Annotated in this window: 16 protein-coding genes, 2 pseudogenes and 1 riboswitch; of the genes and pseudogenes, 11 read left to right on the top strand and 7 right to left on the bottom strand. The window is 57.6% G+C overall.

Annotated features, from left to right (window positions below; genetic code table 11):
- Position 1 precedes the first annotated feature (1 nt).
- Both AC0L7S_RS09060 and serA read left to right on the top strand, forming a co-directional pair.
- On the top strand, positions 2-1,177 hold the full coding sequence (locus AC0L7S_RS09060) for a phosphoserine transaminase (protein WP_473474012.1): 1,176 nt from the start codon (positions 2-4) through the stop codon (positions 1,175-1,177).
- Positions 1,178-1,241: 64 nt separating this feature from the next.
- Positions 1,242-2,843: a phosphoglycerate dehydrogenase gene (gene serA / locus AC0L7S_RS09055; protein WP_473474011.1), complete on the top strand. Its 1,602-nt coding sequence runs from the start codon at positions 1,242-1,244 to the stop codon at positions 2,841-2,843.
- 20 nt (positions 2,844-2,863) lie between these two features.
- Here the strand turns inward: serA and AC0L7S_RS09050 are convergent, their stop codons facing one another.
- Complete coding sequence (locus AC0L7S_RS09050; protein WP_473474010.1) at positions 2,864-3,763, bottom strand: DMT family transporter; 900 nt, start codon at positions 3,761-3,763, stop codon at positions 2,864-2,866.
- Between the two features lie 200 nt (positions 3,764-3,963).
- On the opposite strand from AC0L7S_RS09050, the gene AC0L7S_RS09045 reads away from it, so the two are divergent.
- Both AC0L7S_RS09045 and AC0L7S_RS09040 read left to right on the top strand, forming a co-directional pair.
- Positions 3,964-5,262, top strand: a complete 1,299-nt coding sequence (locus AC0L7S_RS09045; protein ID WP_473474009.1) for an adenylosuccinate synthase — start codon at positions 3,964-3,966, stop codon at positions 5,260-5,262.
- 75 nt (positions 5,263-5,337) lie between these two features.
- The gene (locus AC0L7S_RS09040) at positions 5,338-6,882 is read left to right on the top strand and encodes a hypothetical protein (RefSeq protein WP_473474008.1); all 1,545 of its coding nucleotides are present in this window, start codon (positions 5,338-5,340) and stop codon (positions 6,880-6,882) included.
- Positions 6,883-6,967: 85 nt separating this feature from the next.
- Here the strand turns inward: AC0L7S_RS09040 and AC0L7S_RS09035 are convergent, their stop codons facing one another.
- Entirely contained in the window at positions 6,968-8,785 is a 1,818-nt protein-coding gene (locus AC0L7S_RS09035) for an ABC-F family ATP-binding cassette domain-containing protein (RefSeq protein ID WP_473474007.1), read from the bottom strand.
- A gap of 1 nt (position 8,786) precedes the next feature.
- Entirely contained in the window at positions 8,787-9,431 is a 645-nt protein-coding gene (locus AC0L7S_RS09030; protein ID WP_473474006.1) for a thiamine diphosphokinase, read from the bottom strand.
- 137 nt (positions 9,432-9,568) lie between these two features.
- Positions 9,569-9,680, top strand: a riboswitch (TPP riboswitch).
- 44 nt (positions 9,681-9,724) lie between these two features.
- Between AC0L7S_RS09030 and thiB the strand changes: the two genes are divergently transcribed.
- From thiB to AC0L7S_RS09010, 4 genes are all read left to right on the top strand, one after another.
- On the top strand, positions 9,725-10,723 hold the full coding sequence (gene thiB, locus AC0L7S_RS09025) for a thiamine ABC transporter substrate binding subunit (protein ID WP_473474005.1): 999 nt from the start codon (positions 9,725-9,727) through the stop codon (positions 10,721-10,723).
- An 18-nt stretch (positions 10,724-10,741) separates the two neighbouring features.
- Positions 10,742-12,364, top strand: a complete 1,623-nt coding sequence (gene thiP, locus AC0L7S_RS09020) for a thiamine/thiamine pyrophosphate ABC transporter permease (RefSeq protein WP_473474004.1) — start codon at positions 10,742-10,744, stop codon at positions 12,362-12,364.
- On the top strand, positions 12,361-13,125 hold the full coding sequence (locus tag AC0L7S_RS09015) for a thiamine ABC transporter ATP-binding protein (protein WP_473474003.1): 765 nt from the start codon (positions 12,361-12,363) through the stop codon (positions 13,123-13,125). The genes thiP and AC0L7S_RS09015 overlap by 4 nt, the downstream gene beginning before the upstream one ends.
- Positions 13,126-13,294: 169 nt before the next feature.
- Positions 13,295-14,764 (top strand): M48 family metalloprotease, encoded by a 1,470-nt coding sequence (locus AC0L7S_RS09010; protein WP_473474238.1) that lies wholly within the window; start codon positions 13,295-13,297, stop codon positions 14,762-14,764.
- Between the two features lie 216 nt (positions 14,765-14,980).
- Here the strand turns inward: AC0L7S_RS09010 and AC0L7S_RS09005 are convergent.
- Positions 14,981-15,182 (bottom strand): annotated as a pseudogene (locus AC0L7S_RS09005) (YdcH family protein).
- Between the two features lie 250 nt (positions 15,183-15,432).
- Here AC0L7S_RS09005 and AC0L7S_RS09000 point away from each other — a divergent pair.
- The 3 genes and pseudogenes from AC0L7S_RS09000 (at position 15,433) to AC0L7S_RS08990 (ending at position 18,178) form a co-directional block, all read left to right on the top strand.
- The gene (locus tag AC0L7S_RS09000; RefSeq protein ID WP_473474002.1) at positions 15,433-15,894 is read left to right on the top strand and encodes a YdcH family protein; all 462 of its coding nucleotides are present in this window, start codon (positions 15,433-15,435) and stop codon (positions 15,892-15,894) included.
- A 172-nt stretch (positions 15,895-16,066) separates the two neighbouring features.
- Positions 16,067-17,323 carry a flavodoxin-dependent (E)-4-hydroxy-3-methylbut-2-enyl-diphosphate synthase gene (gene ispG, locus AC0L7S_RS08995; RefSeq protein ID WP_473474001.1) on the top strand — a complete coding sequence of 419 codons (1,257 nt, stop codon included), beginning with the start codon at positions 16,067-16,069 and terminating at the stop codon, positions 17,321-17,323.
- Positions 17,324-17,327: 4 nt separating this feature from the next.
- Positions 17,328-18,178, top strand: a pseudogene (locus AC0L7S_RS08990) (lytic transglycosylase domain-containing protein).
- A 43-nt stretch (positions 18,179-18,221) separates the two neighbouring features.
- On the opposite strand, the gene AC0L7S_RS08985 reads toward AC0L7S_RS08990, so the two are convergent.
- The 3 genes from AC0L7S_RS08985 to AC0L7S_RS08975 all read right to left on the bottom strand — a co-directional run bounded on the left by AC0L7S_RS08985 (position 18,222) and on the right by AC0L7S_RS08975 (position 20,777).
- A complete protein-coding gene (locus AC0L7S_RS08985; RefSeq protein WP_473474000.1) occupies positions 18,222-18,659 on the bottom strand; it encodes a RidA family protein in 438 nt (145 codons plus the stop codon).
- Positions 18,660-18,734: 75 nt separating this feature from the next.
- On the bottom strand, positions 18,735-19,931 hold the full coding sequence (locus AC0L7S_RS08980; RefSeq protein WP_473473999.1) for an acyl-CoA dehydrogenase family protein: 1,197 nt from the start codon (positions 19,929-19,931) through the stop codon (positions 18,735-18,737).
- Positions 19,932-19,934: 3 nt separating this feature from the next.
- Positions 19,935-20,777 (bottom strand): enoyl-CoA hydratase family protein, encoded by an 843-nt coding sequence (locus AC0L7S_RS08975; RefSeq protein WP_473473998.1) that lies wholly within the window; start codon positions 20,775-20,777, stop codon positions 19,935-19,937.
- Position 20,778: the final 1 nt, after the last annotated feature.

Raw genomic sequence — 20,778 nt, 5'->3', positions numbered from 1 at the left:
GATGACACTGCTTCCCAAGCCGGACTTGCGTCCGGCAAATCCCAATTTTTCGTCAGGTCCTTGCGCGAAACGTCCCGGCTGGTCGGTCGAGGCGCTCAAAGATGCTGTACTCGGGCGTTCGCACCGGGCCAAGATCGGCAAGACCAAACTGGAACGGGTGATTACACTTACCCGCGAAGTGCTTCAGGTGCCGCCAAGCCACCGCATAGGTATAGTTCCAGCCTCGGATACCGGTGCGGTCGAGATGGCCCTTTGGTCGCTGCTCGGCCCACGCGGCGTCGATATGCTTGCCTGGGAATCGTTCGGCGCAGGCTGGATCACCGACGTGGTCAAGCAACTCAAACTTGACGATGTCCGCAGGATCGAAGCCCCTTACGGTAAGCTTGCAGACCTTGAGCAGGTGGAGTTCAGCCGCGACGTGGTTTTCACATGGAATGGCACGACTTCAGGCGTGCGCGTGCCGGATGGCAACTTCATTCCCGACGACCGCGAAGGCTTGACGATTTGCGATGCGACTTCCGCAGCCTTTGCCCAGAAACTCGACTTCGCCAAGCTCGACGTCGTGACTTTCTCCTGGCAAAAAGCGCTGGGCAGCGAAGGCGCGCATGGCATGTTGATCCTGTCACCGCATGCGGTGGAGCGGCTCGAAACCTACAAGCCGGACCGCCCCCTGCCAAAGATTTTCCGCCTGACCTCCAACGGCAAATTGATTGAAGGCATTTTCAAAGGCGAGACAATCAACACGCCCTCCATGCTTGCGGTGGAAGACTATCTCGACGCCCTCAAATGGGCCAAGGCGATTGGCGGCCTCGATTCTCTGGTTGCGCGAGCCGATGCGAATGCTGCTGTCCTGGACCGCTTCATCGACAATTCATCCTGGCTCGGCCATCTCGCGGTCGAGCCAATGACCCGCTCGAACACCTCGGTGTGCCTGTCGATTATCGATGGTGACATTGTTGCGCTTGATGGCGAGGGGCAGACCGCATTTGCCAAGGGTATTGCGGCACGGCTCGACAAGGAAGGCGTCGCCTACGACATCGGCTCGTATCGCGATGCCCCACCCGGCCTGCGCATCTGGTGCGGCGCGACCATCGAAACATCCGACCTTGAGGCGCTGCTGCCCTGGCTGGATTGGGCGTTTGCGCAACAGAAAAATGAACTCACGGCAACAGCCTGAGCATTTCGGGCGGTCTTAAGCCGCCCTGTCCCTATCAGATTGACCATCATTGAAGGAGGCCGTCATGGCACCTCGCGTTCTCGTTTCCGACAAACTTTCCACCACCGCCGTACAAATCTTCAAGGATCGTGGCGTCGAAGTGGACTACTTGCCCGACATTGGAAAAGACAAGGAAAAACTGCGTGAAGTGATCGGCCAGTATGATGGTCTGGCGATCCGTTCGGCCACCAAAGTAACCGAAAAACTGATCGCGGCGGCGGCCAACCTGAAAGTCGTTGGCCGTGCGGGTATCGGCGTCGACAATGTCGATATCCCGGCAGCATCGCGCCGCGGCATCATCGTGATGAACACCCCGTTCGGCAATTCCATTACCACGGCAGAACATGCCATCGCCCTGATCTTCGCACTGGCCCGACAGATACCCGAAGCCAATGCCTCGACGCAGGCAGGCAAATGGGAGAAGAACCGGTTTATGGGGGTCGAGATCACCGGCAAGACACTTGGCATCGTCGGCTGCGGCAATATCGGCTCGATAGTTGCAGCACGCGGCGTCGGCCTCAAAATGCACGTCATTGCATTCGACCCGTTCCTTTCTGAGCAGCGGGCGGAAGAATTGGGGGTCGAAAAAGTCGAACTCGACGAGCTTTTCGCACGCGCCGACTTCATCACATTGCACACGCCAATGACCGACAAGACACGCGGCATCATCAATGCCAAAACCATCGCAACGATGAAAGACGGCGTGCGCATCATCAACTGCGCCCGTGGCGGCCTGATCGTAGAGGCCGATCTCGTGGAGGCACTGAGAAGCGGCAAGGTCGCGGGTGCCGGCGTCGATGTGTTTGAGGTCGAGCCGGCTGAAAACAACGCGCTCTTTGGAATGGCCAATGTGGTCTGCACGCCGCATCTCGGTGCCTCCACTTCCGAGGCGCAGGAAAATGTCGCCATGCAAGTGGCAGAACAGATGTCGGATTATCTCATCAGGGGAGCGGTTTCCAACGCCATCAACATGCCCTCGATCACGGCTGAGGAGGCACCGCGCCTGAAGCCTTTTGTCAAGCTTGCGGAAGTACTCGGCGCATTTGTCGGCCAGGTGACCGAAGATCCGATCAAGGAAGTCGAAATCCTGTTCGACGGCCAGACCGCGACAATGAACACGCGCGCATTGATCAGTGCGACGCTCGCAGGTCTCATTCGCCCGCAAGTCTCGGACGTGAACATGGTATCAGCCCCGATCATGGTCAAAGAGCGCGGTATTATTGTTGCCGAAGTCAAACGGGATAAATCGGGTGTTTTCGACGGCTATATCCGGCTTACCGTCAAGACCGAACACCGCACCCGATCGATTGCCGGGACCTGCTTTTCAGACGGAAAGCCGCGCTTCATCCAGATCAAGGGCATCAATCTCGACGCCGAAGTTGGCCAGCACATGCTCTACACCACCAATGCGGACGCGCCTGGAATTATCGGCCTGCTTGGCACGCTTTGCGGCAAGAACGGCGTCAACATCGCCAATTTCCAGCTTGGCCGCGACCATGCTGGCGGCAATGCGATAGCTCTTCTTTATCTCGATGCACCGTTTCCCGAAAACGTGCTGGCCGAGGTTCGCGCAAACACGTCCATCGTTTCGGCAAAAAGATTGCGGTTCGACGTGAATGGCATCTGATTGCCAAGGTGTCGTTGCTGTTATGGCAGCGGCACCGCGATCTTTCGTCCATTATATTCAGCGATCAGGACGCCTCCGAGTACGAGGACCAGAGCCAGTGCATGATAGGGTTGGAAAACCTCGCCCAGAACCACGACGGACAGGAGCGCCCCCCATAGTGGAAGGAAATTGATGAAGAGGCCCGCACGGTTTGGGCCGATCAATTCGACACCGCGGATAAAGAACGCCTGCCCGATGAGGGAAGGAAACAGCACCACATAGGCGATGATTGCCCATCCGGTCGCATCTGGCAGAACTGTCGCCCCGGCAGCAGCTTCTGCGATTACCAGCGGAATTGAACTGAGAGCCCCACCAAGGCAAAGACAGGCGATGAGGCTTATCCAATGGATTTTCGGCTTGCGCCGAAGCGATGCGGTATAGATGCCATAGGCGGCGATAGCCACCATCATCAACGCATCACCATAATTCAGGTCGAGATTGATGAGGCGCTGGATATCGCCGTGAATTGCCGTGACGATCACCCCAAGCAGAGAAAGCCCGAAGCCCAGAACTTGCGCTGTTATGACACGCGTGCGGTACATGATAAATGATGCCGCGAAAACAAACAGCGGCATACCGCCTTGTTCGATACTGACATTCGTTGCCGAAGTGTAGAGGAGCGCGCCGTACATGAAGGCGCTGAATACGGCAAAGCCTAGCGTTCCAAGAAGGATCAGCAGCCATAAGCGCGGCCGAATTACCGGCCAATCCTTTACAAGTTGGCGGCGGCCGATGATGACCAGAATGACCAGTGTCAACGACCAACGCGCCGCCACCAGGATCATCGGCGATACATGGCCGATTGCGAACTTTCCGGCAATCGCGTTTCCAGCCCAGAAAAGCATGGTCAAAAGCAACAGAATATAGGCTGTACGATGCATGTCGGTATCCGGCTATGGAAGATATGGCCCGGCATAATCCGGCTGCTGCTTCAGGTAAATGATGCGAAAGATGAAAATTGTTGTGCCTGGAAGCATAAATCCGGACAAACAACGGTCGCGCGAATCCAGTCTTGACGTTATAGAAGCCTGTCGTTCAGGCGTGCTGCTTACTGCACAGCAAAAGATCGAAGGGAAGAATTATGGCCAATGTGGTGGTCGTCGGCTCGCAATGGGGCGATGAGGGCAAGGGCAAGATTGTCGACTGGTTGTCGGAACGCGCCGATGTCGTGGTACGCTTTCAAGGTGGGCACAATGCCGGTCACACGCTGGTGGTCGATGGCAATGTCTACAAATTATCGCTGCTGCCGTCGGGCGTGGTTCGGCAAGGCAAGCTGTCCGTTATCGGCAATGGCGTCGTTTTTGACCCCCATGCCTTTGTAGCCGAAGTCACCAAGTTGCAGGCTCAAGGTGTGGATGTGACTCCTGACCGCCTGAAAATAGCCGAAAATGCGGCCCTTATCCTGTCGCTGCACCGGGAACTGGATGGATTTCGCGAAGATGCGGCTTCAAATTCGGGAACCAAGATCGGAACGACGCGCCGCGGCATCGGCCCTGCTTACGAAGACAAGGTGGGCCGGCGCGCGGTCAGGGTGATGGATCTGGCGGATTTGGAAACGCTGCCAATAAAAATCGACAGGTTGCTGACCCATCACAATGCGATGCGGCGCGGGCTTGGGCATGAAGAAGTGGCACATGAGACGATCATGGAGGAATTGACTTCGATCGCCGGAAAAATTCTTCCCTATATGGACAGGGTCTGGAAGGTGCTCGATGATCGCCGCCGCGCTGGCGAACGCATCCTGTTCGAGGGTGCGCAAGGCACATTGCTCGACATCGACCACGGCACCTATCCATTTGTCACGTCGTCCAACACCGTTTCCGGGCAGGCAGCGGCTGGTTCCGGCGTTGGCCCCGGCGCACTCAACTATGTGCTTGGCATCACCAAAGCCTACACCACGCGTGTCGGCGAAGGTCCCTTCCCGACAGAGCAAGACAATGAGGTCGGTGAATTTCTGGGCACACAGGGCCATGAATTCGGCGTCGTCACAGGCCGCAAACGCCGGTGTGGCTGGTTCGATGCTGTGCTGGTGCGCCAAGCCGTCGCCGTCAACGGCATCAAGGGCATCGCCCTGACCAAGCTTGACGTTCTGGATGGTCTCGACGAAATCAAGGTCTGCACCGGCTATTTGCTGGATGGCGAGCCGATCGACTATCTTCCCGCAAGCCAGGGCGCGCAAGCGCGTGTCGAGCCGGTTTACAAAACACTCCAGGGCTGGCAGGGCACCACTGCGGGCGCACGCAGCTGGAACGACTTGCCCGCCCAGGCGGTTAAATATGTGCGCTACATCGAAGAACTGATCGGCGCGCCGGTCGCACTTCTTTCCACCAGTCCGGAACGGGACGACACAATACTTGTGACCGATCCGTTTCAAGACTAATTATCACGGGTATTTGCGCCTCTTATCCGGCAGGCAGCCCTTGACCGGGACATAAAACGACAGGTCTACTGAAGCATGGCAGATTTCGTTGCGGTTTTGAAGAAGACGCTCGACGGGCTCGGCGAAACCACGCCCGAGATGCGCGCCAGAGTTTATGACAAGGCCCGCTCGACCATTTCTGCAAAGCTTGCGGCGATTGTTCCTGCACCTTCCACAGCCGTAGCCGAGCGCCAGAAGCGCGTCCTTGAAGACGCCATCGCCACGGTCGAGCGAGATTTTGCGCCTCAAGCAAAATCTGCGGACCCGCTGGCTGAACTCGACGATATATTCTCCTCGATAGACCGCAACAAGAACCAGCCAACTCACCTCCGGCCAGCGCCGACGACCGAACCCAACCCGTCAAAGCCATCAACGAAGGGTGAAACTGCCAAGCCCAGGCAACCATCGAAGCCTGAACCGGCACCGGTCGAGGAACCGGCTCCGATAGCCGTTGATGATCCCGCCAGCACGAGCGATACGGATGCGCCTGTCGCGGCCGAACAGGAAACTGTTGCCGATGAGAACGGGGAACAGCCGGTCGAAGCAATTCGGGAACCAGAACCCGCGCAGCAGAAGCGTGGCTATGGCAAGTTGATTGCCACAGTCATCGCACTTCTGGTTTTCGCAGGTGGCGGCTATGGCCTTTGGATCAACAAGGATGCCTTCACGGGTGCACCCGATGACGGCCTGCCGGAAACAGTCGTCGTCAAGCCGATCAAGATCACCCCGTCCGAAAACGAGGCCGCTGCAGATACGCAGACGCCACCTCCAAAGACATCGGCAACACCACCCGCAAACGGTTCGAACGCCAGTACATCGCAAAAATTTACCCAGCGTCTTCTGCCGGATGGCAAGGAGACCAACCCTGGTCCCGCTGGCGGTGAAAGCGGGATCGGCGAAGGCACATCTGTTGTCGCGCTGACAACCTCGCCCTCGCCAACTGCACCGCTGTCTTCGGGCAACGCGCAGGCCACGACCAATACCGAAGCACCGGCCCCCGCCGAGGCTGAAGCCACTGTACCGGTCGGCCAAAAGGCGATCTATTACGAAGAGCGAACGAATGTTGCCGATGGTTCAGCCGAACCAGGCACTATCGTGTGGTCACTCGTGCAGGAATCTCCAGGCGGCGATGCACCACCTGAGGCGGCGATACGTGGTGAGGTGACGATCCCCGGCAAGGATTTGCAACTGCGCCTGACCATCCGCCGCAACGCCGACCAGACACTACCTGCGAGCCATATCATCGAGATGATTTTCCTGACGCCCGATGGCTTTGAAGGCGGCGGCATCGACAAGGTTCTGCGTATGGCCATGAAAACGGCGGAGCAGGATGCGGGCAGTCCGTTGATCGGCATTCCGGCCAAGATCGCCGATGGTTATTTTCTTGTCGCGCTCAATGACACAAAGGCGGATGAGGCGGCAAATCTGACGCTGTTACGCAATCAGGAGTGGATCGACGTGCCCGTCATCTACAAGTCCGGGCGCCGGGCATTGATCACCATGGAAAAAGGCGTTCCGGGAGAAAAAGTGTTCGACGAAGCACTGAAGGCCTGGCAGGCAAAATCGGCTGGGGAAGAATAAGCCGAATACTGAGCATCCGGCTATATGGCCAGCCCTGAGCATCGGATTGATCCGAAAGCCGGATTCCACTTTTCGGTCCGATACTTTATCCCTCCAGTGTCTCGCGCAGCATTTCCAGCTCCAGCCATTCCTCTTCCAGCGCGGCAAGCGTCACGCGTTCCTTGTCGAGCGCGGCGATGGTCTTCTGGAACGAAGCCGGATCGCGCTCATAATAGGCCGGATCGGCGATGCTGTTTTCCAGCCGCGATATGGATTGCGTAACCGCCTCGATTTTCTTCGGAAGATTTTCCAGTGCAAATTTCTGCTTGAATGACAGCTTCTTCGTTTGCTCTTTGAGCGAAGCGGATGCCTGCCTGTTGGATGAACCACTGGTTTCGTCCGGCTTCGCTCTCGCTTTCCGCTCGTCGAGCCTTGCTCCACCGCGCTGCGCCAGCATGTCGGAATAGCCACCGGCATATTCAATCCAGCGCCCGTCGCCTTGCGGTGCAACGATACTGGTAACGGTGCGGTCGAGAAAATCGCGGTCATGGCTGACGAGCACAACCGTGCCGGCAAAACCGGCAACCAGTTCCTGCAACAGTTCCAAGGTTTCCATATCGAGATCGTTGGTCGGCTCATCCAGCACCAGAAGGTTCGCAGGCCGCGCCAGAACATGGGCCAGAAGCAGGCGCGCCCGTTCACCACCGGACAACTCACGTACCGGTGTGCGCGCCTGCTCCGGCTTGAACAGAAAATCCTTCATGTAGGAGACCACATGACGCTGCTCGCCATTGATCACGAGATTTTCGCCGCGCCCGTCGGTTAGAAAATGCGCCAGCGTTTCCTGTGGATCGACCGCCTCGCGTTTCTGATCGAGCGTCGCAACCTCGAGATTGACGCCAAGCCGAACCGAGCCTGAATCAGGCTTGAGTTCTCCGGTCAGCATCTTGAGAAGTGTTGTCTTGCCCGCACCATTTGGCCCCACCAGACCGATCCGGTCACCACGCTGTATGCGCGTGGAGAACCCCCTGACAACGGTGAGGTCACCAAAGCTCTTTTCTATGCCCTTGGCTTCGATCACCAGCTTGCCGGATTCCGCCGCATCGCTTGCCGTCATCGTGGCGGTGCCCTCGGCACCCTTGTGGGAGCGGAATTGCTGGCGCATGGTTTGCAATTCACCAAGGCGGCGCATATTGCGCTTGCGTCGCGCAGTCACGCCATAACGAAGCCAATGCTCTTCGCGCACAATCTGGCGGCCCAATTTGTGCTGTTCGCGCTCCTCTTCTTCCAGAACAGTGTCGCGCCATTCCTCAAAATGCGCGAAACCCTTTTCCAGCCTGCGGGTTCGCCCGCGGTCGAGCCAGATGGTGGAGCGCGAGACATGTTCGAGAAAACGGCGATCATGCGAAATGACGATCAGCGCAGATGATGTTCTGGCGAGGTCGTCCTCCAGCCATTCGATGACCTGAAGATCGAGATGATTGGTTGGCTCGTCCAGCAACAGAATATCGGGCTCCGGGGCCATGACGCGGGCAAGGGCAGCGCGCCTTGCCTCCCCACCAGACAACTCGTTCGGGTTTTCCTCGCCACTCAGACCCAGATGCTCCATCAGATAGGTCGCGCGATGCGGATCGTCGGCCGGTCCCAGGCCTGCCTCGACGTAAGTGCGCACATTGGAAAAGCCGTCCATATCCGGCATCTGCGGCAAATAGCGGATGGTCGCCGACGGTTGGCGGAAAACTTCGCCATCCTGCGCCTCGACCAGTCCCGCAGCGATTTTCAACAGCGTCGATTTGCCCGACCCGTTGCGACCGACCAGCGCGATCTTGTCGCCCGTTCCAACTGTCAAATCGACACCGTCGAGCAATGGCGTGCCACCAAAGGTCAATTTAATTTCTGCAAGGTTGAGAAGTGGTGGGGCCATATCAGCTTTCAGGGACAGGAAACGGGTGGGCAAGCAACAGGGCGCGGCCATGTGCCAGTTCGATGGACAAATTGCCTCTAACCTCGTTGGAAATGGTGAGTGAAGACCCAAATGGCACCTCAACGCTACGCAGCGGCCATTTTGCGCCATCCACCGTCAGGCCCGCGAGATCGGAAAAGCCAAGCACTGAAAACAGTGTGCCTTCCTCATAATCGAAATCGACTCGGCCCCGCAGCAAGGGCACACCCTCTTGCGCGCCACTGGTCAGGAGAATTCCAAGGCCGCTTTCAGCCAGCCGCATGGCCAGTGTGAGATGCAGGAAAGCATGATCGGCACGCATACCTCCAAAAGCCCCGGCAAGGGTCAGCGTCTTGGCGCCATTTTGGCAAGCCCAATCAATCGCCAGTTCGCCGTCCGTCTTGTCTTTCTCCGCCGGGAATTTTTGCACCGGTACCGCCTTGAGATGAGCCGGCAGCACCGCGGGCACGGAATCAAAATCACCAACCCAGAGTTCAGGTGTCACTCCGAGTAACTCAGCATGCCGGATGCCGGAATCGGCAGCGATGACACGCGTTCCCGCGATCTGGCGCTCAAGCAACGGCGTTCGGGTGAGGTCGCCGCCAAGCAGAATAGTGAATTGGCTCATGGGGGACGCCTCTAGCAGGGCAAAGCGCGCATAGGAAGTGGCCTTGGCAAGCTGTGCGCGGACGAGTTGGTGCACAAATGAACGGGCTTACGCGAAACTACCACTTGCACCAAACCTCACGCCGCCCTATTTGTCGCAGTGCTCTAACGGGGTGCCGGGCGCGTTTTCGCGGATCGGCTGAGAGGCAAATGCCAACCCGCTGAACCTGATCCGGTTTGTACCGGCGGAGGGATTAGATGCCTCGGAACATCCGGCGCCTCATTTCCCTTTCAACACGAACGAAGGAGGCACCGATGCGCGCGCTGTTTTTATCACTGATCTCATCTGTCACGCTGGCACTTGTCGTCCCGGCGACAGCCAAGGACAAGCTAACCGTTTACACCTATGAAAGCTTCACGGCTGAATGGGGTCCCGGTCCTGCCGTAAAGACAAATTTTGAAGCAATTTGCGATTGCGAAGTGGAATTTGTCTCGGTCGCCGATGGCGTTGCGCTGTTGAACCGCGTGAAACTGGAAGGCACTTCGACCAAAGCCGACATCGTGCTTGGTCTCGATACCAATCTCACGGCCGGCGCCAAAGCCACCGGGCTTTTTGTGCCGCATGGCGAGATTGCCGATGTGACTGTACCCGGAGACTGGAAGGACGACACTTTCGTGCCGTTCGACTACAGCTATTTCGCCGTCGTCTACGACACCGAAAAACTCAAGAACCCGCCCGCGAGCCTTCGCGATCTCGTTGAAGGTGATGCCAATGAGAAAATCGTCATCGAGGACCCGCGCACATCGACACCGGGACTTGGCCTGCTGTTGTGGGTGAAATCGGTTTATGGCGACGAGGCCGCAGGTGCCTGGGCAAAACTGAAGGATCGGGTGCTGACGGTTACACCGGGATGGAGCGAGGCTTATGGCCTGTTCACCAAGGGCGAGGCACCGATGGTACTTTCCTACACGACGTCGCCCGCCTACCACATGGTAGCGGAAGACAGCGAGCGTTATCAGGCGGCTTCATTCGCTGAGGGCCACTATCTGCAAATTGAGGTGGCAGGGATCACCACCACAGGCGCAAATAACCCGCTGTCGCAAAAATTCCTGGCATTCATGACAGGGCCGGGTTTTCAGGATGTCATTCCCGAAACAAACTGGATGTTTCCTGCCGGCAAGACCGACAAGCCGCTCAATCCTGCCTTCGACAAACTGGTCAATCCGGCCAGGACATTGCTGTTCAGCCCCGAGGAAGTGGAGCAGAACCGCAAGGCATGGGTCGATGAATGGCTTGGCGTCATGAGCCAGTAAACAGGCTATCGGTTTCTGATGACCCGCTCCCGCATATTGGAACCGCGTATTGCCGCAGGCGTCGCTGCGCTTGCGGCAATCACGGTTCTCATCGGCGGCGCATTTGCCGGCCTGATTGCCGAAGGCTTGCGAGATCTGAAAGGCGCGCTGGCCGCCTTCGACCCCTATCTCTTTCGTATTGCCCGCTTCACATTGTGGCAGGCTCTCCTGTCCACGCTGTTTTCGGTGTTGCCTGCGCTATTCGTGGCGCGCGCACTGGCGCGGCATCCGCATTTTCCCGGCCGTCGCTTGATACTGCAATTGTTTGCCGTTCCACTGGCTTTACCTGCTATTGTCGTAGCGCTCGGAGTTCTCGCACTCTATGGCCGTGCAGGTTATTTCGCCGGTTTTTTCACAACGATTGATGGCGCGACGTGGCCGGGCATTTACGGCCTCTCCGGCATTCTTGTAGCGCACGTTTTCTTCAACCTGCCGCTGGCGACGAGATTATTCCTCGAAGGATTGCAAACCGTGCCAGCCGACCAATGGCGGTTGGCAAGCCAGCTTGACATGGGTGCGCGCTCATCCTTCCGGCTCATCGAATGGCCGGTGTTAAGACAGACGATGCCGGGCATTGCCGGCCTTGTCTTCATGCTGTGCGTCACCTCATTCACAATCGTCCTCACGCTGGGCGGCGGCCCGCGCGCAACGACGCTCGAAGTGGCGATTTATCAGGCGTTGCGTTTCGATTTCGATCCGGCCCGCGCTGTGGCGCTGACATTGCTGCAAATCGGCCTGACGCTCGCCATTCTTTTTGTGCTCTCGCGCTTGGGAGCCAATAGGGCTGGCGATGCAAACCTCCCGGTCGCACCGCGTCAATATCTCCTGGTCGGCATGTCCGAAAGGGTTTTGAACGTCACACTCATCGCGCTCGCCCTCATCTTCGTCGCGGGCCCGATGATCGCGACACTAATTGCCGGGTTGGGCGCCGATCTTGGGCGATTGGCTTCAGAAGAAGCGGTGCGCAGCGCAACCCTCACCAGCATCATCCTTGCAACTCTATCGGCATTTCTGGCAGTCGTGCTGTCGTTCACTCTTGCTGTGGCGAGGCGCGCTCTGGCGTTACGCGGGCGCAACACCCACGCCAAGACCATGCTTGAACACGCAACCGACACGGGCGCGGGATTTGTTCTGGTGGTGCCGCCCATCGTCATTGGTGCGGGTTGGTTCATACTGCTTCGTCACTTCGGCGACGTCTTCGCAATTGCACCGGTGATGGTGGTTTCGGTCAACGCGGTTATGGCCATGCCTTTCGCCATTCGCGCACTGCGCCCCGCTTATGATGCAGCAAGTGAGCGCCACGAGAAATTGTGCGCCCAGCTTGCAATTACTGGCTGGAACCGGTTCGGCCTGATCGAATGGCCCACGCTGCGCCGCCCTTTCGCAACGGCATTCGCCTTTGCAATGGCCCTGTCACTTGGCGATCTTGGTGTCATTGCACTGTTCGGCAGCGATTCGCTAAAAACTCTTCCCTTCCTGCTGCTTTCACGCATGGGTAGCTATCGCACCGAAGATGCAGCCGGTCTGGCACTTTTGTTGGGATTGGTCTGTCTTGGCCTGATGCTTGTCGCCGATCATCTCGGAAAGGAGAAAGGTACATGAGTGATATCTCCCGGCCGAGTGGCGAAGTCCGCCTTGAAATCGTTTCATTCAGCTATGGGTCGACATCCTTCAGCTTCGACACGATTTTTGAAGCTTCAAAAATCACCGCGATCATGGGTGCCAGCGGATCGGGGAAATCGACATTGCTCAACCTTGTCGCTGGCTTCGAGACACCGCAAACCGGTCGAATATCGATTGGTGGTGCCGATGTAACATTCGATCCCCCGGCAAAGCGCCCGGTATCGATGGTTTTTCAGGAAAACAACCTGTTTTCACATCTGAGCGTGCTGCAAAATGTCGGGCTCGGGCGCTCTCCGGCGTTGCGCCTGAATGATGATGATCGTCGTGCCGTTGACGAAGCGCTCGCGCGCACCGGGCTTACCGGCAAGGAGCGCCGCTTGCCGCGCGAACTGTCCGGCGGCGAACGCCAGCGCGTGGCCTTGGCCCGCATTCTCGTGCGTCATCTGCCGGTCCTACTCCTGGACGAACCGTTCGCCTCGCTCGGGCCCGCTTTACGCGATGACATGCTCGATCTGGTAGCTGGCTTGCAGGCGGAAAGACGCATGACAGTGCTGTTTGTAACGCACCAGCCAGAAGATGCGCGGCGAATCGCCAACAATATGGTATTCTTGGAGAATCATAGCGTGGTGGCGGCTGGAACCGTCGAAGATTTCTTCGAAGGGTCTGGTTCGGATGCGTTTCAAAGCTATATCGGAACGAAAAACGACAGATCACGTTATATTGCCAGCAAGCGGACATAATTTACAGTCAAAGGGACGTTTGAAACCGTTGCTTTGCTTGTAGTGCAAGGGTGAGTGTGGCTAGTTCCGCCCAAATACAGTTCGGAACCAGCATGTTGTGCATTTCGGAACCGGAAAGGAAGTCGACCTGTCGACCGGCCTGAACTCTTATAGCCAGAACGCTCGGAAAATACTGTCGTTGTCGCGCTGCGCGGCACTGGCTGTTGTTGCTGTTGTCTTGGCGTCGTGCCAGTCCATCATGCCGCCCAACTTGCGGGAATCCGGTTTCCAGCCGTCTGACAAACCGGTCACCGTCGACAATGTGACGGCCAATAACAAGCTGGCCGAAATGGCCAAGGCGCAGCATCCGCGTATTCTCGCGACTTATGGTGGCGAGTATTCCGACCCTAAACTGGAGCGAATGGTCGCGAAGGTCATCGGCAGCCTGACCACCGTGTCTGCCAATCCGACTGAAGTCTATCGCATCACCATTTTGAACTCGCCCAACGTCAACGCCTTCGCATTACCGGGGGGATATCTCTACATCACCCGCGGTCTGCTGGCGCTGGCCAATGATTCTGCCGAGCTTGCCGCAGTCGTTGCCCATGAGATGGGTCACGTAACCGCCAAGCATGGCTTGCAGCGCCAAAAACTTGAGGCCGAGGAAGGGCTTGCAACCAAAGTTGTTTCAGATGTCCTCGGTGACAGTCCGACTGCCAAGGTCGCACTTATTCGCGGCAAGTTGCGGCTTGCCCAATTCTCTCGCAATCAGGAACTGGAAGCCGATGCAATCGGCATCAAATCAGTCGGCGAAGCGGGGTATGATCCCTATGCGGCCAGTCGCTTTCTGCAATCCATGTCGGCCTATGCCGATTTCCGCTCGATCAGCGGTGCCAGCGACGCGAGCCTCGATTTTCTGGCTTCCCACCCCAACACCCCGCAACGCATCGAACTTGCCCAGCGCCATGCCCGCCAGTTCGGCGCTCCGGGTGTAGGTACGCGCGATCGCGACACTTTTCTCGCCGGCATTGACGGTCTTCTCTACGGCGATACGCCTGAAGAAGGCTATGTGCGCAGCAACACATTCCTGCATCCGGGTCTTGGCGTGTCGTTTTCGGTGCCGGATGGATTTGTCATCGACAATTCCGCCGCTGCCGTTACCGCCACGGGACCGGGCGATACTGCAGTCCGTTTTGATGGTGTGACCATCGACAAGAACCTGGCGCTTGCCGACTATGTTCGCAGCGGCTGGGTGGCAGGTCTCGACGAAAACAGCCTGCGCCAGGAAAACATCAACGGCAACCAAGCTGTGGTGGCACGCGCCAGCGCCGAAGGCTGGCGTTTTGACATCACCGTCATTCGCGCAGGCGGTCAGATATATCGACTGTTGACGGCCGCACCTGCCGCCAGCAATTCGCTTGAGACAATCGCGCGCGCCGTCAGTGGCAGCTTCAGGATACTGAGCCCCGCAGAACGAGCCGCATTGAAACCCTTGCACATCCGCATTGTCACGGTGAAGGCCGGCCAGACGATGGGCACGCTTGCAGCTTCCATGGTTGGCGTTGACCGCAAGCTCGATCTTTTTCGGGTGCTGAACGCACTCGCACCGGGGGCAAATGTATCGGTCGGCGAAAAGGTAAAGATCGTCACCGACCAATAAGAGCACACCAGAACATCGGGCCGAAAAACGGAATCCGGTTTTCGAACAGACCCGATGCTCAGTCCCCGATCCGATCCTCGATCAAAGTGAAAGAGCGTCCTTTGTGCGCTTGCTTGACGGGGTGCGACCACATGACACGCATTTCAGCGCATGGCAGACAACAAGTGCCGCCGTCGTCTTGACTGACAGTCTTTCCGAAAGATTGCCGATCCGGCTTCATGCAATAATGTCGGGAATGATACTGTCTTCCAGCGATCTGAGCTTGTCCTTGAAGGCAAGCTTCTTTTTTCATGCGTTGGATTTGCAGTGGATCGCAGCCCATTGCGATCATTGCATTGATCGCAGCATCAAAATCCGCGTGATCCTGCTTTAAGCGTGCAAATTCAAGGCGGGTATCAGCCTGATCCTGTTCGGACATCGTTACCGTCTGTGGTCTCCGGCGCGAAATGGGCGCCTGGGTCAGGAACCCTGTTAAGCGGACCCGGCAGCGCAACGCCCCCGGAGCAGTTCCCTTATCACATTTCAAAGTGTCGCGAAATGCTACCCTTACATATTCGACAACCACGATAGTTGGTGGCAGACTGCCATCGCACCGTCACAGATGCGTGCCTGCGGTGGACGCACGATGGCGGTTGCGATCGAGGAATCCATGAAAGGGAGAACCAATCATGTCTCTTGCGTCCCATCTTGACGAATTGCAGAAGAAGCACGGCGATATCGAACGTGAAATCGATGATAAATTGTTACATCCCTCAATCGACGATCTGGAAATAGCCGACCTCAAGCGGCGCAAGCTGGCGATCAAGGACGAGATTAAAAACTATCGTCCCACCCGACGACACATTAGCAGCGACCCAAAGCACCAGACCGAAAAGCGATTACCGTTTTCGGATCATTCTGGTGCTTGTCAATATGCTGGAGCGTCCCTCGCAAATTCGATTGAACGCGCGACGCTCTTGCCTGTTCAGGTTCGCTTCTCAGCGGGTATGGCATTCGACGGCGACACCGCCGTCGAGCGGGCGAGAATTTACCCGAACCTCAATAGAAAGCACAAATCTGTGGCATCGGATCACGATTTACCGATGTCCCGGCGTCGTCAAATCTTGCCTTGCGCCATCCCTCGGCATTGACAAGTTGGGTATACTCCTCCACCTCATTCACGAACTCTCGGATATACGAAGCGTGTTTTCTCAATTCGACAGCCCCCGTGGATAGTACCGTGGGTAATATTGAACGACTGGAGCATCCTGACCAGTGCAAGCGGCCAAGTGATGCCCCCGGAACGATCAGAGGCGACCGGGCATGACCGGATATTATTCCTCTCCATTCGAGCGCCGCTCGTCGGTTGGCGTCAACGTTGGCGGCGTGATCGTCGGCGGCAGCGCGCCTGTGGTCGTTCAGTCAATGACCAACACCGACACAGCCGACATAGACGGGACCGTTGCGCAGGTCGCAGCTCTTCATCGGGCGGGTTCGGAAATCGTACGTATCACCGTCGATCGCGACGAAAGCGCCGCAGCCGTACCTCATATTCATGAGCGGCTGGCAAGGCTGGGCGTCACGGCGCCGCTGGTCGGCGATTTTCATTATATCGGCCATAAACTTCTGGCCGATCATCCGGCCTGTGCGCGGGCTCTGGCAAAATATCGGATCAACCCTGGAAATGTCGGCTTCAAGGACAAGAGAGACAAGCAGTTTTCCGCGATTGTCGAAATGGCGATCCGCAACGACAAGCCGGTACGCATCGGTGTCAATTGGGGATCGCTCGATCAGGAATTGCTGACCCGCCTGATGGACAAGAACCAGGGCGAAGGTTCACCACTGACAGCGCAAGAGGTAACGCGCGAAGCTATTGTGCAATCAGCCATATTGTCGGCGGAACTGGCCGAGGAAATCGGCCTTGCCCGTGACAAGATCATTCTTTCCGCAAAGGTCAGCGGCGTTCAGGATCTGATTGCCGTTTATACCGAACTTGCCACCCGCTCGAACCACGCTTTGCATCTTGGCCTGACCGAAGCAGGCATGGGCTCGAAGGGTATCGTCGCCTCATCGGCAGCCATGGGCATACTATTGCAACAGGGCATTGGTGACACCATTCGTGTTTCGCTGACGCCAGAACCCGGCGGTGACCGGACGCGCGAAGTTCAGGTTTCGCAGGAATTGCTGCAAACCATGGGGTTTCGCCAATTTGTGCCGATCGTCGCCGCCTGTCCAGGCTGTGGCCGAACCACATCGACGGTCTTTCAGGAGTTGGCCCAGTCAATTCAGGACGGCATCCGCAAGAACATGCCGGAGTGGCGCGTGAAATATCCCGGTGTTGAAGAACTCAAGATCGCGGTCATGGGCTGCATCGTCAATGGTCCGGGAGAATCCAAGCATGCCGATATCGGCATTTCGTTGCCCGGTACCGGCGAGATGCCAACCGCGCCCATCTTCATTGACGGCAAGAAAGTGGCCACGCTTCGTGGACCGAATATCGCGGCGGATTTCGAACTGATGGTCGCCGACTATATCGAGCAGCGTTTCGGGCTTGGCATCAGGGCCAAGGCAGCGGAATAGGCGGATGCGCGCAAGCGTGGCGTCAGCACTCATCGTCACCGCCCTGACGTGGAATATAAACGCCTATGGCGACCCGCCCAAACCCAGCAAGGAACAATTGATCGGCCGGGTTTGCGACCTGATCGAACTCCATGCAAGCCGCAACGGATTGCCCGAACATTATTTCGCGCGCCTGCTCTGGAAAGAAAGCCGCTTCGACCCAAATGCCGTGAGCCCCGTTGGCGCGGAAGGCATAGCCCAGTTCATGCCCGGCACCGCCAAAATGCGTGGCCTTGCCAATTCCTTCGACATCGAACAGGCCATAGCGGCATCGGCACGCTATCTTGGAGAACTGAAATCCGGGTTTGGCAATCTCGGCCTGGCCGCTGCCGCCTACAATGCAGGTGAGAGCCGTGTCTCGCGCTGGCTGGCCTCAGGTGGTTTCCTGCCACTCGAAACCGAGGATTACGTTCTCGATATCATGGGCGAACCCGCCGATAATTTCGCCGACACGAGCCACACCGGAAATGTCCGCCCGCTCGACGCAAAAAGAGCTTTGCCGCCGCCTGTCGTCAACTGCCGGTCATCATGTCAGCGACGCGCGCCATGGCCTCTGTCAACATCAAGCCCTGGGGCATTCAGGTGGCTGGAAATTTCAGGCGAAGCGTGGCTATCAGGCAATGGCAACGCGTAAAGCGCCGATTCCCGGCATTGCTGGCCGCCCATGAGCCCGTGGTAAGCCGCGTACGCACACCGATTGGCCGGCGCGGCATCTATGCAATCCGCATCGGCGTTGACAGCCGCAGCAATGCCGACACGATCTGCAGGAAATTGCGCGCAACAGGCGGCGCATGCGTGGTTGTTAGAAATCGCTAGAGCATGTCACCCGAAACCGCTGCACACTTTTGTGCAACATGCCCTAATCCGGCACGACTGCGGTGGCCTGAATTTCCACCAGCGCCTCGTCTTCAATCAGGCCCGATACTTCAACGACCGCCATTGCCGGAAAGTTGCGGCCCATCGTTGTTCGATATGCAGCGCCGATCCCCTTGAGCGCGGCTGAATAGGCTTTTCGGTCCAGCACGTACCATGTCATCGATGTGATGTGCTCTGGTCCGGCACCTGCTTCACGCAGAATGGCGATGATGTTTTCCAACGTCTGGCGTACCTGCCCTGCCAGATCGTGGGTTTCGAATACGCACTGGCCGGTCCAGCCGATCTGGCCACCGACAAACACGGTGCGCCCGCGCGCTTCGACGCCGTTCGAGTAGCCTTTGGGGCGTGTCCAGCCTTCTGGCAAAAGCATGCGATGCGGTGTTTTTGCCGGGACACGCTCGTTCAGTTCGGTGGCAGTCATGTCAACTCCATTCAGTTCGAGATGTCAGGGCAAAAGATGTGCGTTCGATCAATCGCCGTATATGCATCCAATTTATTACGCGCCACTCTTCATCAGTTCGCGCCCTATGATCAGTTTTTGCACTTCTGTCGCGCCTTCATAGATACGCAAAGCGCGGATTTCGCGATAAAGGCGCTCGGTGATTTCGCCAACGCGTACGCCGCGCCCGCCGAATAGTTGCAACGCCTGGTCGATGACCCATTGCGCGTTCTCGGTCGCCGTCATCTTGGCCATTGCGGCCTCGCGCGTTGTTGGCAGTTTTTGGACGTCGCGTCGCCACGCGGTGCGAATGGTCAGCAACGATGCCGCATCGATGGCCGTTGCCATTTCACCAAGCGTGCTTTGTGCGGTTGGCAGATCAGCCAGGGTCGCGCCGAACATCTGGCGGCTTCGTGCATGAGTGAGGGCTTCATCAAGCGCACGGCGGGCAAAGCCCAGTGCCGCAGAGGCAACCGATGGACGGAAAATGTCAAGCGTGCGCATGGCGATCTTGAATCCTTCGCCCGGAGCGCCAAGAAGCTGTGAAACCGGAATGCGGCAATCGTCGAAACGGATGCGCGCCAGCGGATGGGGGGCGATCGTTTCGATGCGTTCGGCAATCGAAAAGCCCGGCGTATCGGCAAAAACGACGAAGGCCGAAATGCCACGCGTGCCGGGGGCTTCGCCTGTCCGGGCAAAGACCGTGTAAACATCGGCAATGCCGCCATTTGAGATGAAGATTTTTTCGCCGTTGAGGACATAGTCGTCCCCGTCGCGCCGCGCCGTGCTGCTCATTCCCGCGACGTCGGAGCCTGCATCTGCTTCGGTCAGGGCGAAAGCCGAAATCAGTTCACCTTTGCCGATTTTCGGTAAAACGGCCTGTTTGATCTCGTTCGAGCCGGACAGGCTGATGGCGCCAGTGCCAAGCCCTTGCATGGCGAAGGCAAAATCCGCCAACCCGTCGGCATAAGCGAGTGTCTCGCGCATGACGCAGAGCGCACGGCTGTCGATAATTTCGGATGCGCCGCCGAATTCCTGCGGGATGCAATGGCGCAAAAATCCAGCATTACCGAGCCGTTTCACCAATTCCTTGCAAGCGGTGTCGACGTCATGGTGGTCGATATTGCCCAGCCCTTTGCCGGCTATGAATGCGTCCAGTTCATCGGCCAGAACGCGATGCTTATCAGTGAAGAACGGCCATTGAAGGTGATCGCGGGTCGGGCCGCGCGCCGCATCGACGTGCTTGCTTTCCATCCTTCAGTTTCCCTTGAACACTGGCTTTGCCTTGGCGGCAAACGCTTCAAAGGCGCGACGGAAGTCGCCCGTTGCCATGCAGATTGCCTGCGCCTGCGCTTCGGATTCGATGAGTTCGTCGATGCCCATCGCCCATTCCTGATCGAGCATTTTCTTGGTCATTGAATGGGCGAACCACGGGCCGTTGGTCAGATTGCGGGCAAAATTGCGCGCTTCTTCGAGAATGGTCGCGCGCTCATGAAGGGCGTTATAAAAACCCCATGAGTGCCCCTCGGAAGCGGACATGGTGCGGCCCGTAAACAGGAGTTCGGCTGCACGCCCCTGACCGATGATGCGCGGAAGAATACCGCAAGCGCCCATGTCGGCCCCAGCCAGACCGACGCGAGTAAACAGAAAGGCGGTTTTCGTCTCCGGCGTCGCAAGCCTGTAATCCGCCGCCATTGCCATGATGGCGCCAGCACCGGCGCAAATCCCGTCAACCGCTGCAATGACAGGCTGCGGGCATGTTCGAATTTGCCTGACCAGATCGCCGGTCATGCGGGTGAAGTCGAGCAGGTCAGGCATCGGCATTTTGGTCAAGGGTTCGATGATGTCGAAGACATCGCCACCAGATGAAAAATTGTTGTCAGCACCCGTCATTACCACCACGCGCACATCACTGGCACGCGCCAGCGAACGGAACAAATTGGTCAGTTCCTCATAGCTTTCGAAGGTCAGCGGGTTCTTCTTGTCGGGCCGATTGAGCGTGATCGTGGCGACACGCCCGTCATCATCCGTTTCAAAAAGAAAGTGCTCTGCCTTGTGTTCCTTGAACGGGCGGCGTTTGGCCTGCATGGCATTGGTCATT

It is taken from the genome of Mesorhizobium sp. G2-6-1 (genome assembly GCF_055809095.1).
Note: the sequence above shows the minus strand (reverse complement) of the source record. Positions and strands in the feature narration are given on the sequence as shown.

What these genes read in the sequence shown, in the direction of transcription:
- AC0L7S_RS09060 (WP_473474012.1), top strand. Translation starts at nt 2, where the DNA reads ATGACACTGCTTCCCAAGCCGGACTTGCGTCCGGCAAATCCCAATTTT.
- serA (WP_473474011.1), top strand. Translation starts at nt 1,242, where the DNA reads ATGGCACCTCGCGTTCTCGTTTCCGACAAACTTTCCACCACCGCCGTA.
- AC0L7S_RS09050 (WP_473474010.1), bottom strand. Translation starts at nt 3,763, where the DNA reads ATGCATCGTACAGCCTATATTCTGTTGCTTTTGACCATGCTTTTCTGG.
- AC0L7S_RS09045 (WP_473474009.1), top strand. Translation starts at nt 3,964, where the DNA reads ATGGCCAATGTGGTGGTCGTCGGCTCGCAATGGGGCGATGAGGGCAAG.
- AC0L7S_RS09040 (WP_473474008.1), top strand. Translation starts at nt 5,338, where the DNA reads ATGGCAGATTTCGTTGCGGTTTTGAAGAAGACGCTCGACGGGCTCGGC.
- AC0L7S_RS09035 (WP_473474007.1), bottom strand. Translation starts at nt 8,785, where the DNA reads ATGGCCCCACCACTTCTCAACCTTGCAGAAATTAAATTGACCTTTGGT.
- AC0L7S_RS09030 (WP_473474006.1), bottom strand. Translation starts at nt 9,431, where the DNA reads ATGAGCCAATTCACTATTCTGCTTGGCGGCGACCTCACCCGAACGCCG.
- thiB (WP_473474005.1), top strand. Translation starts at nt 9,725, where the DNA reads ATGCGCGCGCTGTTTTTATCACTGATCTCATCTGTCACGCTGGCACTT.
- thiP (WP_473474004.1), top strand. Translation starts at nt 10,742, where the DNA reads ATGACCCGCTCCCGCATATTGGAACCGCGTATTGCCGCAGGCGTCGCT.
- AC0L7S_RS09015 (WP_473474003.1), top strand. Translation starts at nt 12,361, where the DNA reads ATGAGTGATATCTCCCGGCCGAGTGGCGAAGTCCGCCTTGAAATCGTT.
- AC0L7S_RS09000 (WP_473474002.1), top strand. Translation starts at nt 15,433, where the DNA reads ATGTCTCTTGCGTCCCATCTTGACGAATTGCAGAAGAAGCACGGCGAT.
- ispG (WP_473474001.1), top strand. Translation starts at nt 16,067, where the DNA reads ATGACCGGATATTATTCCTCTCCATTCGAGCGCCGCTCGTCGGTTGGC.
- AC0L7S_RS08985 (WP_473474000.1), bottom strand. Translation starts at nt 18,659, where the DNA reads ATGACTGCCACCGAACTGAACGAGCGTGTCCCGGCAAAAACACCGCAT.
- AC0L7S_RS08980 (WP_473473999.1), bottom strand. Translation starts at nt 19,931, where the DNA reads ATGGAAAGCAAGCACGTCGATGCGGCGCGCGGCCCGACCCGCGATCAC.
- AC0L7S_RS08975 (WP_473473998.1), bottom strand. Translation starts at nt 20,777, where the DNA reads ATGACCAATGCCATGCAGGCCAAACGCCGCCCGTTCAAGGAACACAAG.